General features: G+C 52.9%; 17 protein-coding genes. 7 read left to right on the top strand and 10 right to left on the bottom strand.

All coding sequences use genetic code 11. The annotated features are described in order from the left end of the window. Positions 1-11 precede the first annotated feature (11 nt). From WG31_RS01220 to WG31_RS01185, 8 genes are all read right to left on the bottom strand, one after another. Positions 12-2,969, bottom strand: coding sequence for a glycosyltransferase (locus WG31_RS01220; protein WP_063353374.1), 2,958 nt, complete (start codon positions 2,967-2,969; stop codon positions 12-14). A 106-nt stretch (positions 2,970-3,075) separates the two neighbouring features. Continuing rightward, positions 3,076-3,591, bottom strand: a complete 516-nt coding sequence (locus WG31_RS01215; protein WP_006116802.1) for a disulfide bond formation protein B — start codon at positions 3,589-3,591, stop codon at positions 3,076-3,078. Continuing rightward, positions 3,588-4,934, bottom strand: a complete 1,347-nt coding sequence (locus WG31_RS01210) for an alpha,alpha-trehalose-phosphate synthase (UDP-forming) (protein WP_063353373.1) — start codon at positions 4,932-4,934, stop codon at positions 3,588-3,590. The genes WG31_RS01215 and WG31_RS01210 overlap by 4 nt, the downstream gene beginning before the upstream one ends. 3 nt (positions 4,935-4,937) lie before the next feature. Next, positions 4,938-5,681: a trehalose-phosphatase gene (gene otsB, locus WG31_RS01205; RefSeq protein ID WP_063353372.1), complete on the bottom strand. Its 744-nt coding sequence runs from the start codon at positions 5,679-5,681 to the stop codon at positions 4,938-4,940. Between the two features lie 174 nt (positions 5,682-5,855). Beyond that, entirely contained in the window at positions 5,856-6,443 is a 588-nt protein-coding gene (locus tag WG31_RS01200) for a DUF2155 domain-containing protein (protein WP_063353371.1), read from the bottom strand. After that, positions 6,440-6,661 carry a hypothetical protein gene (locus WG31_RS01195; RefSeq protein WP_063353370.1) on the bottom strand — a complete coding sequence of 74 codons (222 nt, stop codon included), beginning with the start codon at positions 6,659-6,661 and terminating at the stop codon, positions 6,440-6,442. Before WG31_RS01195 ends, WG31_RS01200 begins: the two co-directional genes overlap by 4 nt. Positions 6,662-6,711: 50 nt before the next feature. Beyond that, positions 6,712-7,257 carry an outer membrane lipid asymmetry maintenance protein MlaD gene (gene mlaD, locus WG31_RS01190; protein ID WP_006116797.1) on the bottom strand — a complete coding sequence of 182 codons (546 nt, stop codon included), beginning with the start codon at positions 7,255-7,257 and terminating at the stop codon, positions 6,712-6,714. 48 nt (positions 7,258-7,305) lie between these two features. Then, on the bottom strand, positions 7,306-7,674 hold the full coding sequence (locus WG31_RS01185) for an NADH:ubiquinone oxidoreductase subunit NDUFA12 (protein ID WP_035352793.1): 369 nt from the start codon (positions 7,672-7,674) through the stop codon (positions 7,306-7,308). Positions 7,675-7,884: 210 nt separating this feature from the next. On the opposite strand from WG31_RS01185, the gene WG31_RS01180 reads away from it, so the two are divergent. From WG31_RS01180 to WG31_RS01155, 6 genes are all read left to right on the top strand, one after another. After that, positions 7,885-9,441: a TSCPD domain-containing protein gene (locus WG31_RS01180; RefSeq protein WP_063353369.1), complete on the top strand. Its 1,557-nt coding sequence runs from the start codon at positions 7,885-7,887 to the stop codon at positions 9,439-9,441. 76 nt (positions 9,442-9,517) lie between these two features. After that, the gene (locus WG31_RS01175; protein WP_003624824.1) at positions 9,518-9,982 is read left to right on the top strand and encodes a RidA family protein; all 465 of its coding nucleotides are present in this window, start codon (positions 9,518-9,520) and stop codon (positions 9,980-9,982) included. Positions 9,983-10,003: 21 nt separating this feature from the next. Next, a complete protein-coding gene (locus tag WG31_RS01170) occupies positions 10,004-11,152 on the top strand; it encodes a GNAT family N-acetyltransferase (protein ID WP_063353368.1) in 1,149 nt (382 codons plus the stop codon). A gap of 118 nt (positions 11,153-11,270) precedes the next feature. Next, complete coding sequence (locus WG31_RS01165) at positions 11,271-12,185, top strand: bifunctional methylenetetrahydrofolate dehydrogenase/methenyltetrahydrofolate cyclohydrolase (protein WP_006116793.1); 915 nt, start codon at positions 11,271-11,273, stop codon at positions 12,183-12,185. After that, the gene (locus tag WG31_RS01160) at positions 12,182-12,931 is read left to right on the top strand and encodes a methylenetetrahydrofolate reductase (RefSeq protein ID WP_063353367.1); all 750 of its coding nucleotides are present in this window, start codon (positions 12,182-12,184) and stop codon (positions 12,929-12,931) included. Before WG31_RS01165 ends, WG31_RS01160 begins: the two co-directional genes overlap by 4 nt. A 59-nt stretch (positions 12,932-12,990) precedes the next feature. Beyond that, entirely contained in the window at positions 12,991-15,093 is a 2,103-nt protein-coding gene (locus WG31_RS01155; RefSeq protein WP_063353366.1) for a hypothetical protein, read from the top strand. A 64-nt stretch (positions 15,094-15,157) separates the two neighbouring features. Here the strand turns inward: WG31_RS01155 and WG31_RS01150 are convergent, their stop codons facing one another. Continuing rightward, positions 15,158-15,658, bottom strand: a complete 501-nt coding sequence (locus WG31_RS01150; RefSeq protein ID WP_063353365.1) for a kinase inhibitor — start codon at positions 15,656-15,658, stop codon at positions 15,158-15,160. 19 nt (positions 15,659-15,677) lie between these two features. Further along, complete coding sequence (locus WG31_RS01145) at positions 15,678-15,890, bottom strand: hypothetical protein (protein ID WP_003624836.1); 213 nt, start codon at positions 15,888-15,890, stop codon at positions 15,678-15,680. 169 nt (positions 15,891-16,059) lie between these two features. Between WG31_RS01145 and queA the strand changes: the two genes are divergently transcribed. Next, positions 16,060-17,136, top strand: a complete 1,077-nt coding sequence (gene queA, locus WG31_RS01140) for a tRNA preQ1(34) S-adenosylmethionine ribosyltransferase-isomerase QueA (RefSeq protein ID WP_063353364.1) — start codon at positions 16,060-16,062, stop codon at positions 17,134-17,136.

Raw genomic sequence — 17,136 nt, 5'->3', positions numbered from 1 at the left:
CTGGGATTATTTTAGGAAATTTCTAAAATATCCTTTATCTTTTTTACATAATTCTCTTGCGTGTTTTCTGTAGAAATACGCTTGAGTTCATGCGCATGCACATTGTCCCACAACCGCTTGTCTTCATACAGCCGGACAATAGCATCCGCAAACCCCTGCGCGTCCGATACACTGGCGCACAGCATATCTTCACCAGGCACCCATCCAACCTGTTCACACAAAATATCCGTTGCAACAACAGGAATACCATGTGCTGCGGCTTCATGCAGTTTGTAGGGAATACCCGCCGCATACCGGGTTGGCGCCACAAATACCCGGTGGCTATTATAAACAGGTGTTACATCCTCTACCCGCCCCGTTACCACAATACGCGGGTTGTTTATAAGTGATGTAAGATCAACACGCGGGTTTACATAGCCACAGACTGTAAATTTAACGTCTTCTGGCAAACGGCCATCCAGTAATGGCAACACTTCTTTGCTAAACCACGCCAAGGAATCTACATTTGGTGAATCCTGATCATGCATGGCCCCCAGAAAAAGAATATCCCGGCGATCTTCCCATCCGGGAGACCACGTTAAAGCGTTTTGCAAATGGCCTAGAACATAAACATTAGAAAAACCGTGAGCATTAAGTATTTTGGAATCCTTACTGTTCACTGCAATAATTTTTTCAGACATGAACAAATGCCTGAATTCATGCTTCAAAAGCTCATCCACTGTTTTTTCTGGTGTTTGCCCGCGCAATTCCATTTTACGATATTCACGCGGCGCGGATACAGCCTCGGTATCCGTAATCACCATTGCACCCGTTAGGGCATCAGCACAATCCATAAGCACAGGAGCCAGGCGATCTGCATTATGCGTGCGCGCAATCCAGATGGCATCATAATACCCAGCGCGGGATTTAATAAAATCTTCTAGTTCTGGTAATTCTCGATCCCAAATCACCTCTGCCCGATCCGGAAAAGCCATGCAGATATCTTCCTGAGATTCTGTTGGTCTAAATACCGGGTACACCGTTACTTGGCATCCAGCAGCAATCATGCTGCGCACAATATCGTTTGAACGCGTAAAGCCTGATCCCAAAAACCGATAGGGCAATCTGTCTTCAATAAATAAAACGCGCTTCTGACCCTGCTTGCTGAAACGTGCTGTTGTCAGCATTCTGGGGTTGTTCAGGCTTTTCTGGCGCAAATATGCCGTATGCTTACGGCGGAACACATCCTGATTACGCGCTATCATGGATGCGCCACTCATAAAACTAGATGTGCCATACTCGTAATGTATTACAACCACCGAGGGATCATACACCACATCAAACCCGGCTTCATGAATACGCAAGCACAGATCTGTTTCTTCAAAATACGCAGGAGCATAATCTATATCAAAGCCCCCCAACTGGCGCAGCAGGGGCGTGCGTATCATCAAGAATGCACCGGCGCAATAATCTACAGATCTTACAAAATTAGCTTCTGGAACATCAGGGCGCTGATCACGCAGATAGCCGCACACCGATCCATCGCGCCAGACAATACTACCTGCTTCCTGCAACAAGCCATTGGTGCGTACAAGTTTGCCACCAACCGCCCCTATTTTTATTTCATGCCGTAACCGAGCCAAGGCATTGCCAATGGCTTCTGGCATCAGCTCTGTATCGTTGTTCAGATAAAGTGTGAATGGGCCACGCACTTTTTCCAATGCCGCATTGCAGCCCAGCAAAAAGCCAACATTACCGGGAAAACGCACAACATCCAGACCGCGCACATAACGTTCAATATGCCGCACACCATCTGTAGAGCCGGAATCCACCACAATAACCTGCATTTGGCCATTATAATTAGCACGTAGCGAAGCCAACGCGCTCATGGTCATGGCGAACAGATTATGTGCTACAATAATAACGCTTAAATCTGGTGCATCGTATGTAAAATCCAAAGTCTGATTCAAAAGAACAGGCAACCGAATGCGGCACATTTCATGATAGAGCTTTTTGGAAAGGGCCTCACTTTCCTTCAGCCCTTCCATATCATCTTCTAGCCTGCCGCCGTGGGCAATATAATGTGCGAACGCATCTGGAAAATCACCACGCGTAACTTCCTTTTGCACAACGGCATTACGGTAGTAGGATTCAAGATCAATATTGGCGCTTGGTTTGCGGAGTTCATGCACACCATAGCGCAGAAAATGTTCATAAAAATTACGGAAGTTTCCGCTTTCAACCGCACCGCTTACATCATGATTCACGCTGCCATAAAACTCTTCAGAGAAATAGGCATTCGGGTTGTAATCTGTTGGGGTGGAATTAGACAGATAATGGTGCAAGGCAGAGAGCCAGCGCCCTGAAGCCAGTTCCTTCCGGACATGCGGATAGGTTTCCAGATACCATTCAGGATCAAAATACCAAGACAGACGCTGACCATACCCCTGCTCAGGCCTCAGGTTACGCACACATTGTGCAAATGCACCCAAACCTTCAATACGTGCATGGCCACTTTTAAGATATGCTGTTGCGTTAAAAAACCATGATCCCGTTAAAAACTGTTCGTCACCCACATTCAGGTAATGATCATAGAGATTCCGAAACCCTGCTTCTTCCAACGTTGCAGGCTGAAGAGTTGGGTGCTGCTTGAAATAAAATTCACGATCAAAAAGCCAATGAGGATTGTGAGAAGAAAATCCTGTTTGGCAATAATGATCAAACCCGGATCTCCATTCACCTTTCCCCACAGCTTCAGCAACCGCAGGATAACGCCGCAGATACCAATCCTCATCAAAATACGGGTTGGGTGAATGACGTAATGCTGGCCCTTTTTCCCTATAAAATTCCTCTAATACTTCTGCACCTTCAAGGCCTAGAAATTTCAGAACATCTCCATATTTTGCTGCGTACCATGTTGCGTCAAATACGCTCCAATCGATTGTTTTAATATTGCCACTTAAAGACATAGAGATATCCTGACATTGCATTCAGGCACACAGTATAAGATTTATACGCGGTGCTTCAACCGCTACAATACGGCAACGAAGTTATCACGCCTTCAACAATAAAAACCTAACACTTAAAATATAATATTTAATGGAAAATACGGCGCGTCACACGTTCCAGCTTTTTACGCCAAACCACAAACACCCATAACACAATAGCTGCGTACAGGCCGCCCATTGCCGCCATGGAAACAGGAACACCCGGCACCAGATACGTGGCTGCATCACAGGGTTTGGAAGGCAGCAGTGGCATAGAAGCCAGCCTCTCCGCCATAGTGCGCCCATATATATGAGGCGCGTGGCACGCAGGCAGCGGGCTTGGCCACCATTGCCACTCCACCCCTACATGGCAAATAGAAAGGCCGATATCCGCCACCATAAAAGGCACCGTCAACCACAAAAGGTGTCGTGCTACCTTATCGGGCAACACAGCGGCCACAATGGCTGTGCCTAATAGCAAACGCCATGGCCAGCGTTCCCACAGGCACAGTTCGCACGGCATAATTTGCAAAACATGTTGGGTGTACCACACCACCCCCAGCGCCAATAACGCCGCACCTGCCAAAAATAGCGCCAGCGGCCGAGATGCGTGGCTCCCCCTCATTCAGACCGCACCTCTGCCAAAGCCGTAATAAAGGAACGCGCCCAACTGCCAGCCGTAACGCGCCAGACATCTGGCTTCAGCCGCTTCCACCGCAGTTGTCTTTCAGAAAGAGACATGCTGAGTGATTTATGCAAGGCATCTGCCACTTCATCTGCATCATGCGGGTTCACCAAAAGCGCATCTTCCATTTCTGGCGCAGCACCAGCAAAACGGGAGAGAATAAGCACGCCGGGATCTTTCGCATCCTGAGCTGCCACATATTCCTTGGCAACCAGATTCATACCATCCCGCAGAGGTGTTACCAACGCTGCGTGAGAAAGGCGAAAAAATGGGGCCAGCAGTTCACGCGGGACAGGGTGCGTAAGGTAACGGATAGGAACCCAGTCAAAATCTCCATACGTGCCGTTAATATGGCCAACCACACCATCCAGCTCTTCGCGCAGCACCTTGTATTCTGGCACACTACCGCGAGAAACCGGGGTGATCTGAAGATAAATAACCTTACCGCGGTATTCCGGATATTTGCGCAAGAACACTTCATACGCCCGAAAACGCTCCGGTAGCCCCTTGGAATAATCCATACGGTCCACACCGATAATCAGCGGCAAGCCCCGCAGGCTTTTTTTAAGCTTCTGCACTTCCGGGTTATCTAAACCGGAGGAAGCCTGCTGCTGAAAGCTTTCTGGATCTATTCCAATAGGGAACACACGGGCCTGCGCTGGCACCCCAACAACAGAAAAACCTTCATTAACATTGCGCGCGTCATCTTCCGTCTGCACACCCATCACATCATAGGCGCGTAAAGATCGCATCAGCTTTTCAGCACCAGGCAAGGCCCGCATGAGGCTCCATGGTGGAAATGGAATGTGCAGGAAAAACCCGATACGGCACTTTATCCCCTGTTCCCGCAGCGCAAGCCCAAGTGGGAACAGATGGTAATCATGCACCCATATCAAATCATCAGATTTTAAGAGGGGGGCAAGCTTCTGCGCGAACATGGTGTTCACGGCATGATATGTGTGCCGATCCTGCCGACTATAACTCATCAGCCCTGCGCGGTAATGGCAAAGCGGCCACAGAATTCCGTTGGAATACCCTTCGTAAAACCCATTATATTCTGATTTGGTCAGATCTACAGTGGCGTAAGTCACGTTATCTACCGTGTCTATGCTTACGCGCCGATCCTCCCCTTCATCATCTGAAATTTGTTGCCCAGACCATCCAAACCACAGGCACTCCTGCCCTTGTACAGCATCACGCAGAGCAACAGCCAAGCCACCAGCAGGTTGGGCACGCTCACGCACAGCCGGAACGCGATTGGAAACAATAACAAGACGCCCCATCCCTTACCGGCTCCCGCCAGTAAGAGAGGCCAGCCAAGCCCGAAAAATAGAAGGGGTTGGAAAATCAGATGGAATACGCAACCCAACGCCCCCCATTCTGCGTACAGCAGCTATAGCATCTTCATCCGTTACATCATCCCCTACAAACACAGGCTTTTTGCCCGTAAAGGGAGGACTTTCCATTAACAGAGAGACAGCATAGCCTTTATCAATTCCGGCTGGGCGAATTTCCCACGCCATTTTTGCCGGCAAAAGCAAGAATGTGCCTTTAGAGTGCTTAACCCATTCACTAGCTGCCTGGCGCAACGTTTCTGCTGCTTCCGGTGCGGCACGGTAATGCAGAACAAAGCCGCCTTCTTTGTGCTCTAACCGCGTGCCGGGCAATGTTGCCAGCAAATCCCGCGCTTGAGCCAGCCATTCAGGCGGCAGGGTAGGCAATGCTGCACGTTCAATCGGGCCACCGGGCCGATGCCGAATAGCTACCCCGTGTTCACCTGCAACAGCAAAAGGCACATCACCCAGAAAATGATCTATCTGATCAATGGGGCGGCCAGAAACAACGGCCAAGGCATCTCCGCATGCTTCACGCAGGCGGCGCAGGCTATCAAGAAGCCCATTTGGCACCACAACAGATTCTGGCGTGGGAGCAATATCCACCAGAGTACCATCAAAATCGAGCAGAAAGGCAGTTTCGTTTAACGGGGGTAGATGAAAACGGAAATCCTGCGCACCGAGAGAACCTAGCACGTTTGCACCTCAATCCTTGTTGTGATGTCCAGCTATAATAACAAGAGTGCCAGGCACTTGCAGCTAGACCATTGTTTTGACACGTTGCCGAACACCCCCTGCTTCGACAACCACCGATCTTACAGACCTGCCGCGCGGAACCGGCACAAAAACGAAACGGTTCCTTACCTAACGTTAGTAAACGCCGCCGGTTTCTTGCTTGTCTGGTATGGCATCGGGAATATCCGGGCTGCCCGCATGGCCGGAAGATGCCCCATCCCCCGCAGGCGCTGGCACCGTATCCGAGCCATATGCAGGGGGCGCAACGGGGGCTACAGGTTTGGGCAGTGGGGGCAACATAGGCTCTGTATCCGCGCCCTCGCACCGCACCATCCGCACATCGTAAACCGGGCTTTCAAACACACCTAATGCAGGCTCCGCTGCCAGCATCCAGCCCTGAAAGGCGGCTCCGTTAGGGTGTTTATCCTGCACGGCCAGCCACGCTGCGGCATCGGGCGAAAGCGTTGGAGGGCGCTGCAAACAGCGTGAAGGTGTAATGTCCAGACTTTTATAATGTGCTGTTGTGCCTACCGGAACCGAAATTACCTCTACATGGGCATCCAACCTGTCCAGAACACGCACAACAGCCGTATTTTTACCTTGCCATGTATCTGGCGCATAAACTGCCGGAGGCGCTAAAGCAGAGCCCGCAGCCTGCGCCAAAACAGGCGCCCCAGCCAAAATAGCCCCACAAGCCACGGCTTTATATGTTGCGCGCTTCATGCAGCTTGCCCTCCGTTTTTAGGGGAGGCAAGGCTCTCAACCATATCCTTCAAACGCGCCCGCATAAATTGTTCACTCACCCCCATCAGCATGGCATCCTCAAACACATCGCGCATAATATCCTGCACTTCCTGCCAGTTTTCTTCCAAAACACACAGCTTTTCATGGCAGGTTATGGGGTTTCCATCATCCTGCGGCCAGAAGCGTGGCTTTTCCATGCTGTTGTTTCCCGGCTTCACTCTAAAATTAACGGATTTTTATGTCTGTTTCAGGGCAGATCATTCCCACCCGCGCCACCACCATTGGTAGGTGCTGCTTTGTTGGCACGTGTGAGCGTATCCGTAACCGAGAAAATAAACTTGCTGAGCAACTGCTCCAGACTGATGGAGCCCTGTGTCTGCCCAACTGTTTCACCGGGTTTAAGGGTTTTGTCATCCCCGCCAGGGGAGAGGGCAATATACTTGCCGCCCAGCAGGCTATCACTGGTAATAATAGCCGCTGTATCATCTGAAAGGTGAATATCAGGCCGCACAGTAAATGTGACATGCGCCTTGAAGCTGTGCGGATCTACTGTTTCACTTACCACTTGCCCAACGGTTACACCTGCCAACCGCACATCAGAGCCAATATCCAGCCCATCTATGTGCGTGAAATCGGCATTAAGCTGATAGCCGGTTGTATCTGTCTTGCGGCCCTCGCCCACCACGGCGGCCACCAGCATACCGCCGATAGCCACCAGCACAACTGTGCCTGTAAGCAGTTCTGTCAGACTACGCCGAGATTTTTCTGCCATTGCTGAAGCCATAAGCCGCATCGCACTCCCTGTATTGCCTGTTCGGTTTAGCAGGAAATGCGCAGCAGATCACGCATCAGGTGTCCATGCCTCGTAATCTCCTGTCGCAGGTGGGTGCTGGCCGGTGGAATACAGGCTGCCCGCAGGCCTGTAAGCTTGCGCCGTGCCTGTCATATTCGGCTGATACGGAAGCTGCCAGGGCTTACGCTCTTCCACCGGAATAGGAGCGTCCAGCGTATGGTGCAGCCACCCCCACCACTCTGGCGGCACGGCCGAGGCATCCTCCCCTTTCAAGTAGATCACCCAGCGTTCGGGCCGTTCCACCCCGCCACCCTGACGGGCCGGGCCTGTTGATTCGTAATAACTGCGGCCATCGGCATCCTTGCCAACCAGCCGCCCCTTCCGGCGCGTATGCAGCCATGTTCCAAAGTTTGCCATGCTATGGATGATAGGACTCCACACTCCAGCCAGTCCATGAAATATGCACCCGCTTCCGATCAACTGCGCTCGAGCTGCCGGTATTTGGACAGGAAACGGCAACTTCACAAAAAGTTATCCCCCATATCCTCATTATGCAGAGTGTTAACCGCCTTTTGGCAGCACGATTCCGGGTTCCGACGCGATGGGCTGAAACGATAAACTGCCCGCATGAACGCAACAGCCAGACGCCACTGGAATGGCGTGCTGATGAGCACGCTAGAGGCCGCAGCAGATCCGGACGCTCCCCTTCGCTCCGTTACGCTGCCCGCAGAATGGGATACAGATGCCGCAACGGCATTGGCCCAGCTTGTACCAGGAGATGAAGCGCTGGATCTGCCCAGCCTTGCCTCCCGCTGGATTGATGCGCTGGCACCAGATGATGCCACGGCCCGATCTTTGGTGTGGATGCTGCTTACGCGGCAGGCCGCGCCAACAGAAGCCGTATGGCATTGCCGTTTTGACCGCCCGCCCGGCTTTATTGTTAATCTGGCAGCTTTTGTTTCCCCCGGTGAAGGATTTGCTGCGCGCACATTTGTTGCGGCCCTGCGACTGATCTGCTCCGTATTGCGCCATGCCGCCAGCACACTGGCAAATCAGCGCAATGGTGAACTGCCGCTGCCAGATTTATTTGCACCGGAACAAGCAGAAGCAACCCCCACCACGCCAACAGATACACTGGCCCCCACCCCGCTAGCCGGTGATATTTTGCTGACCAATCTGGATGCCTGCCTTGCAGGCGTTGGACTGGATTATGATAGTGAAGATGGCCGCGCCGCTGCATGCGCCATAGCTGCATTGGCCACCTTAACTGCCCATGCAGGCCGAGGGCCGGAATCCCTCCCACTACCGCCAGTGCGCACTGTTCTGCCTGGATTGGGAGAAACCCTGCGCGCGGTTTGGAACGAAGCGGCCGTAGAAACAGAAACACCTTTGGCCCCGATTGAAACCGGCTTTTCTTCCTCCAACCCGATAGACGGGCTTTTGGGCGTAGAAGCTTGTGGGCTAGCGCCAGCTTTTTCCATGCTGCGGCCAGATGGCAAACTTTCCAAAAGCGCTTTACTGCGGTTGGAAGCGCGGGATTTTACGGTTGAAACAGCTTTGGCTGCCGCGCTGGCAGGTGAAACTGTTCTCCCCCAACCCGGCCCCAATGCACATCTGGCCATGTATCGGGCTCTCACTGGGTTTGTGGACCGTATGCCCGCACGGCCAGAAGTGCAAAACCAGCCTACCCGCAACAAGCTGGAGCGTGGGGTGCGCCGCACGCTGCCCCCACGGCACGGTGGCTTTACACAAAAAACCACTATTGGCGGCCATCGCCTGTTCCTACGTACTGGGGAATATGAAGATGGCACACTAGGTGAGCTAGCCCTTACCCCCACGCGGGAAAGCGGCATGGTGCGCGGGCTGATGGAAAGCTTGGGCGAAGCCGTGAGCATTGGCCTTCAATACGGTGCCCCGCTGGAAGCCTTTGTGGAAAACTTTGCCTATACCTGTTTTGGCCCGGCTGGCACCGTAGAAGGAGACCCCGTTGCCTCCTACGCCACATCTATGCTGGACTACGCCTTCCGGGCTTTGTCAGACACATATTTAGGTGTTCGGCTGCCAGATGGCCCGCATCAGGATGCACAATCTGACCCAGACCCGCTTCTGCCGCTAGATCTGCCTGAAGCAGATGATACGCCGCCTACTGGGCGCAAACGCCGTAATCTGCGGCTTGTCTGCTAAAGGCATACGGTTCATTCTGCGGGGCAAGAGGCAATTTTCTGCTTCTTGCCCAGCTTTTTAACACAAGGAATACAGCGTGATGAGCACTCCTGAATCCCGTCTGGCTGAACTTGGTATCGAACTTCCCACCCCTGCCGCACCTGTTGCCAACTATGTGGCCTGCGTACAAACAGGTTCTCTGCTGGTAGTTTCCGGCCAGCTCCCTCTTAAAGATGGCAAGCTGTTTGCTACCGGCAAGCTGGGTGATGCCGTTTCTGTTGAAACAGCGGTTGAAGCCGCGCGTTACAGCATGATCAATGTAATTGCACAGGTGCGTGCCGCAGTGGGTGACCTTTCCCGCGTGAAGCGCGTAGTACGGCTGGGTGGCTTTATTGCCTGCACACCAGAATTCACCTCGCACGCGGCCGCCATGAATGGCGCATCTGACTTGGCCGTTGCCGTATTTGGTGATGCCGGACGCCATGCACGCTCCACCGTTGGCGTGCCTTCTCTGCCGCTGGATGCGCCGGTTGAAGTAGAAGGGCTGTTCGAAATCGGCTAAATTTGCAGGAAAGACACAGACATGCCTGACTGGTCCGTATCTCTGCACAACAGTATCCATGCCATTCCAGAAATGGAGTGGAATGCCTGTGCAGGGGTGGACAACCCATTTGTCAGCCATGCCTTTCTTTCTGCATTGGAAGACAGCGGTTCTGTACGCCGTGAAACAGGCTGGCTGCCGCAGCATGTCAGCCTGCATGCGCCAGATGGACAACTGGCCGCCACATGCCCTGCCTATATCAAGGGCCATTCATGGGGCGAGTATGTGTTCGACCAAGGTTGGGCACGCGCCTTTGAAGCCGCTGGGGGGCGCTATTACCCCAAACTGCAAATTGCCGTGCCCTTTACCCCAGCACCCGGCCCACGCCTTTTAACGCGGCCCGATGCACCGGCAGAAACCAAAGCAGTTATGGCAGATGCTTTGCGCCAGATCTGCCACGATACCGGCCTTTCCTCTGCCCATGTTACATTCTGCACCAAGCAGGAAAGCGATGATCTGGCTGGACGCGGCTGGCTGCCCCGATTAGGCTTGCAGTATCACTGGCATAATAAAAACTACACCAGCTTTGATGATTTTCTGGAAACACTTTCATCTCGCAAACGCAAAGCTATCCGGCGGGAGCGGCGTGATGCCAATGCCGCTGGCCTAAGCTTTCATACCCTGCGCGGATCAGACATTACGCCTGAAGATTGGCAAGCTTTTTACACATTTTACCAGAATACAATTGATAAGAAGTGGGGCAACGCCTACCTGACGCCCGATTTTTTTCCGCTACTTTCTGAACGCTTACAAGACCGTGTTGTGCTGATGATAGCACGGCATGGGAGTACACCAGTTGCCGCAGCCCTAAACCTTTTGGGGGGCGATACATTGTATGGCCGCAACTGGGGATGCATTGGCAACTGGCCGTTTTTGCATTTTGAGCTGTGCTATTATCGCGCCATAGATTTTGCCATTGCCCACGGCCTCAAGCGAGTAGAGGCCGGGGCGCAGGGTGAACATAAAATCCAGCGTGGCTATCTGCCTGCCCTCACACATTCTGTCCATTGGCTGGAAAATCCCTCACTCCGCAACGGTGTTGGGGCTTTCCTTCAGGCAGAACGCCCGGCCATATTGGCGGAAGCCGAAGCCCTTAACGCACTTTCTCCCTATAGGCAGGGTGAAACATGACCTGAAATTTCGTGTACATACCGGACATTTACACCTGAAAACGTTGTCGTTTGGCGTTTTTTTGCGTATGCCCCGGCTTGAAACTCCACACGCTTCTGCATGACCAACTGGCAGCTCCATGACCAACGCATCTTCATCCTCCCTTCCCTCCGATCATCAGGCTTCCCTGATTGATGGCAAAGGCTTTGCCGCCAAAATGCGCCAGAATATCCGAGAGGATGTTCTGGCGTTTCACGAGAAACATGGCGTAACACCCGGTCTGGCGGTGATTCTTGTCGGGAATGATCCTGCCAGCGAAGTGTATGTGCGCAACAAAGCTGTGCAAACCCACCATGCCGGCATGCGCTCCTTTATGCACATGCTGCCCGAAAATACATCGGAAGCTGAACTTCTGGCGCTGATAGACCGCCTGAACAAAGACCCCGAAATTCACGGCATTCTGGTGCAGCTTCCCCTGCCAAACGGGCTGGATGGACGCCGCGTCACCAATGCCATTCTGCCTGAAAAGGATGTGGATGGGTTGGGGGAAATCAACGCTGGCCGTCTGGCGGTGGGCCTGCCCTCCCTTATTCCCTGTACACCACTGGGCTGCCTGTTCCTGCTGCGTGATCAGCTCGGGGATATGAAAGGCCAGCACGCCGTAGTTATCGGGGCTTCCAATTTGGTTGGCAAACCCATGGCCCTGTTGCTGCTGGCAGAAGGTTGCACGGTTTCTATTGCACATATCCACACGCGCGATACGGCGGCACTGGCGCGGGAAGCTGATATTCTGGTGGTGGCCACTGGCTGCCGTGAACTGGTGCGTGGGGATTGGATTAAACCCGGCGCTACCGTGATTGATGTTGGTATCACCCGTATCAAAACCGATGATGGCAAAACCCGCCTTGTAGGCGATGTAGCGTTTGATGAAGCAGTTAAAGTGGCTGGCCGCATTACCCCGGTGCCGGGTGGCGTTGGCCCCATGACAATTGCCTGCCTGCTGAAAAACACGCTCACCGCAGCCAAATTGCAGCTTGAGGGGAGTGCAGAATGAGTCTTTCTCGCCTTTCGGTTGAGCTAATTCCGCGTTCTGCTGAGGCTCTGGCGGCAGATGTAGCCACAGTTAAAACCACTTTTCCCGCAGCAGATACGCTAAATATTCCTGACCTAATGCGCTTTCCCCTTCGCAGTTGGGATGCCGCAGCACTTGTGCGCCCACAGTTTAGAAACGTTATTCCGCATATCCGGGCCATAGATATTGCGCCGGATGCGCCTCTGCCCGGAGCAGATCAATCAGGGTTGGAAGAAATTCTGGTTGTGCATGGTGACCCACCGGCAGATCTCAGCCACCGCACATACCCCAACAGCACGGAAAGCATTATCCGCCGCTACCGGCGTGAAGCTCCGCACCTCAAAGTCTATGCAGCGTTTGACCCATACCGCCGCGCCCCATGGAAAGAGCTGGAAGATGTGGCCCGTAAAAAAGAAGCCGGAGCTATTGGCTTTTTCACGCAGCCCGTATTTGACCTGAAGCTGTTTGATCTGTGCCGGGAATGGATGCAGGGCGAATGCGTATTTTGGGGCCTTTCCCCAGTTATTGGCCCCAAATCACGCTCTTACTGGGAAACAACAAATCACATTGTTTTCCCGCGTGATTTTTCCCCCACGCTGGAAGCCAACATCCTGTTTGCACAAACGGTACTTAAAGAACTAGCGCAGGAAAAAGGCAAAGCCTACCTTATGCCCGTACGCATCAAGCTAGAACAGTATCTTCCTGCCCTGCTTGATGCCTTGGCATAAAAGCCGTGCAATTTTCCTGTATTATTCCCACTTACCCGATCGTTTTATAGGATCAGCCCATGCCGTTCTATCTTCTCTCCTGGCATGGCGCACTGGTGGGGTATACGGGCTTGCGGCTGCATCCTGTTTCCTTTGCACAATCCTTTATGCGTGGCACAACTCCAGCCACGTTAGATGAGCAATCTGCGGCGTTAAATCCTGGTGGAACGTTTACCAAAGCAGAAGCTATAGAAAATTTTGCAGGCCGCCCGCTTATGTCTATCCGGGCAGGCAAGGGCTATCTTTCTAGCCGAGACCAGAATGTGTTCGATGTTGTGCCGCTTTGCGCTACATGGGAGCACTTTCTGCTTTTGCCGCCAGAGCTGCTTTCCGTCCTGCGCGATCTTACGGAACAGGAATGGTATAATGGTACACGCTTTGTTGGGCGCGCCACCTGTGCAGAGCATCATTTGCAACTGGATGGGCGCAAATGGCCTGCAGAGCAACTTCAGGCCGAACGCACAAAAGACGCCATAACACTCTGGAGCGATACCACCCCAGAGAAGGTAACATTTACTATCTGCCCCTCCCACGCTCTATCTGGGTTAATGGAAGATGCCCTGCATCTTTTACAAACAAACACTCTACGCCCCACCACAACACCGTGGGCCACATTGGATGATCTGCGCGAACAGATTTTACGCTTAAGCGTTACTCCGCGTGATACGGCCACATGCGTACAATTGGCGCGTTTGTGCGCTCTTTTTGGACAATGGGAACTGGCAGACGGGTTTTTAACCATTGCGCGCCAGCATGATGCACGCCCCGAACTGCAATGGATGGCCGCCATTCTGGCCTTACGCACCAAAAACTACGATACCGCCGCCACGTTAATGGAGCAGTCTCTTGCCACGCGTTATCCTGATCGCGACATAGGCACGCTACTCGCCCCATTAGTGGCACGGCAACAGGCCGGAGAATGTGCTCTTTTGCTGGTGCCTAGTGCTTTAAGCAATATGGGGCTACCAGCTTTTGAAACACCATTTGAGGCGCTTTTGGTGCCTATGCGCCTTTCATCCAACAATGGCCCGGACATCCGGCGCATCTATAGCGCCCTGTTTGAACAAGCGTTCCAGAAACTGGATACAGAAAGCCGTTTGCGCCTTTTAACGGCGGAAGCCCGGTTAAATGGTCTGAGTTGGTGGGAAGAACTGGGCATGGGCCATACAAGCTGGTTGGCTGGCCTACAGGCAGAAGCAGATACGCATTATGCCATTGCCCGCAAACTGGCCTTGCAGGATAACATGGCCCCGGCTCTGTATGATCAAGGGGTGTTTTCATGGTTAAGCACGCAGGAATGCGGGCGCTTGGCCAGCCGCGCTATACCGGATGTAACGGGTGTAGCAAACTGGCAATGGCACTTTAGTATACCAGAAGAACGGCCTTCTACCTGCTTAGCCTTTGCCTGTACAGCGCAACATTTTGATCTGGTTCCGGGGCTTGTGCTTTCCCTTATCCATGCCTGCCGAGAAGACCGTTCCGCGGGCCAAATCCAGATCTGCCTTGGTGTTGCAAACCCAACTGTGGATCAGCTTACCTTTCTCTCCACTCTTTCAGAATGGTTGGAAAAACATTCCACAACATTGCGACTCAGCTTTGGGCATGGTGAAACAAAATCGGATGCCGCTATGCTGGAACCCGCATTACGGTATCTGATCCTACCTGATATTGCCGCCCAGTTTAGGGTGCCCGTTTTGATAGGAGATTGCGCAGGCTATTTTCCTGCCAATTTTGTCAGCCTGCTGCGAGATATGAAAGCCCATGCAACATATGGCTTTGATCTGACCCAGTTTGATGACAACGGCCACCAACAATATGGCGCACCGTGGAGCATGAATACGGCTTTGGCCTATTTTGGCGAAGCCGAACTTGTGCCCGCTATTGCCGCCTTTATGAGCGATTACTTGAATACAGTATGCTCACCAAGCAACCCGTATCATACAGACATGGATCGCTGCGTATTAGCTCAGACATTTCGCCGCTTTGTGGCTTCTCGCTGGGCGCAACTTTCCATCCGATTCTTAAATGATGGGCCACCCCTTCTGGTTATGCCGCAGCATGAACACACAGGGCTTGTAACGCCGGATGATGTTTTAAACGATCTTAAAGCCTATGCGCGCTAGGCAATTCCAGCCATTACCATGCTCTTTCCCTGAACCTTTATATAAAGGTTCAGGGAAGAAACGCTTAATCGCGGGAACCACTACTACCATATAAAGCCGTCAGGCTGGCAGAAGCCAACTTGTGGTGGTTCACCATAAAACCAACCAATGCCGGGCTGGAATCTGCCTGCACATCCAGCGTAGGAAGGTCCAGCGCATAAACTGTAAAAACATAACGGTGCACGCGCCCTGGTGGCGGAGCAGCGCCACCATAACCGGGCACGCCAAAATCTGTACGCACCTGTAAAGCGCCTTTGGGCAGCTTATCTCCGGCAGAACCTGCGCCTGTTGGCAGTTCTGTAATAGTGGCGGGAATATTCGCCACCACCCAGTGCCACCAGCCCGAACCGGTTGGGGCATCTGGGTCATACACCGTTACCACAAAGCTTTTGGTGCCTGCTGGGGCATTTTTCCATTCCAGCGCGGGGGAAAGATTCTGCCCGTGCTGCCCCATACCGTTATAAACCTGCGCCTGTGGCAGCGTATCACCATTTACAAAGGCAGGGCTTGTAAGAACAAATGCCATAAAAGCAGCTCCCGTGCTGTTACCAGTTACGGCTGATCAACCAGAATTCTTCGGATGTCAGCGTAACGCCTGCTTTGGATTCTGCTGCTGCTTTGGCCAGAGCTTCAATCCGTTCAATCATAATAACCTTACGCTGGTGCGCTTCTGTGGTTTCATCACTGGTTTTCAACACACCCAAAGAAACTTCAGCGGCCTTGGCAACACGTGCGGCATCCAAAAGAGCGTAAGACATAAATTGTCATCCTTTAAATATCTGTTCACCGGAATACCCTCCGGCATGACTGCAAAAGGAATCTGGCCCCTAAGCTTCCTCTCTTCAACCCCCACAGGCTGCATGCCACCTGCAGAACTGCACCTTTACCTCTGGTCTTGGCCCAGCCTATTGCGTAAACGGTGCCATCATGAGCAGTGACCGCACCGAAGATTTTGATTTTCACCTTCCAGAAAGCCTGATCGCGCAGGAACCCGCCCGCCCGCGAGAAGCCGCGCGCCTTCTGGATGCCACACAGCCTGGCATATTTGCTGACCGGCATATCCGTGATCTGCCCTCGCTTTTGAAGCGGGGAGATTTGCTGGTGGCAAACAATACGGCCGTTATTCGTGCCCAGTTGCATGGCCTGCGCGGAGAAGCCAAAATTGGTATTACGCTGGATCAGATTCAGCCAGATGGCAGTTGGCATGTGTTGGTGCGCAATGCCCGCAGGCTCAAGGTTGGTGACACTATTGCATTCCCCGGTGTGCAGGACATAGCACGCGTGTTGGCGTTAGAGCCCGGCGGGGGGGCAATGCTCCGCTTTAGTGCGGAAGGGGATGCTTTTGATGTATTCCTGCAAAAAGCCGGTGCATTGGCACTCCCCCCCTATATTCATCGCCCCGAAGGGCCGACTGCGCAGGACACCAGCGATTACGCCACGATTTTTGAGTGTAACAAAGGTGCTGTGGCTGCTCCCACCGCTGGGCTGCATTTTACGCCAGCCCTGTTGAAAGCTGTAGATGCCACAGGTGCTCAGCGCTGTACGCTCACCTTGCATGTAGGAGCTGGCACCTTTTTGCCAGTGCGGGAAGCCGAGATTTCTGAGCACAAAATGCATTCAGAACGCGGGATCATCACCCCGGAAACAGCAGAACGTATTAACGCCACCCGTAAGGCTGGCGGGCGCATTATTGCCATTGGCACCACCAGCCTGCGCCTGCTGGAAACCGCAACCGATGAAAACGGCATTGTGCATCCATTTGATGGCACAACCTCCATTTTCATTCGGCCCGGCTATCAATTCCGCGCAGTGGATATGCTGCTCACCAACTTCCACCTGCCACGCTCTACGCTGTTCATGTTGGTTTCCGCCTTTGCGGGCGTCGAACGCGCGCGGCAGATTTATGCCCATGCTGTTGCCAGCGGTTACCGCTTTTATTCCTACGGCGATGCCTGCCTGCTGCGCTGCGCCCATTCCATCCACGCCCCCACCTCGGAACAGTAA

The organism is Acetobacter oryzifermentans, from assembly GCF_001628715.1.
Taxonomy (GTDB): Bacteria; Pseudomonadota; Alphaproteobacteria; order Acetobacterales; family Acetobacteraceae; genus Acetobacter; species Acetobacter oryzifermentans.
Note: the sequence above shows the minus strand (reverse complement) of the source record. Positions and strands in the feature narration are given on the sequence as shown.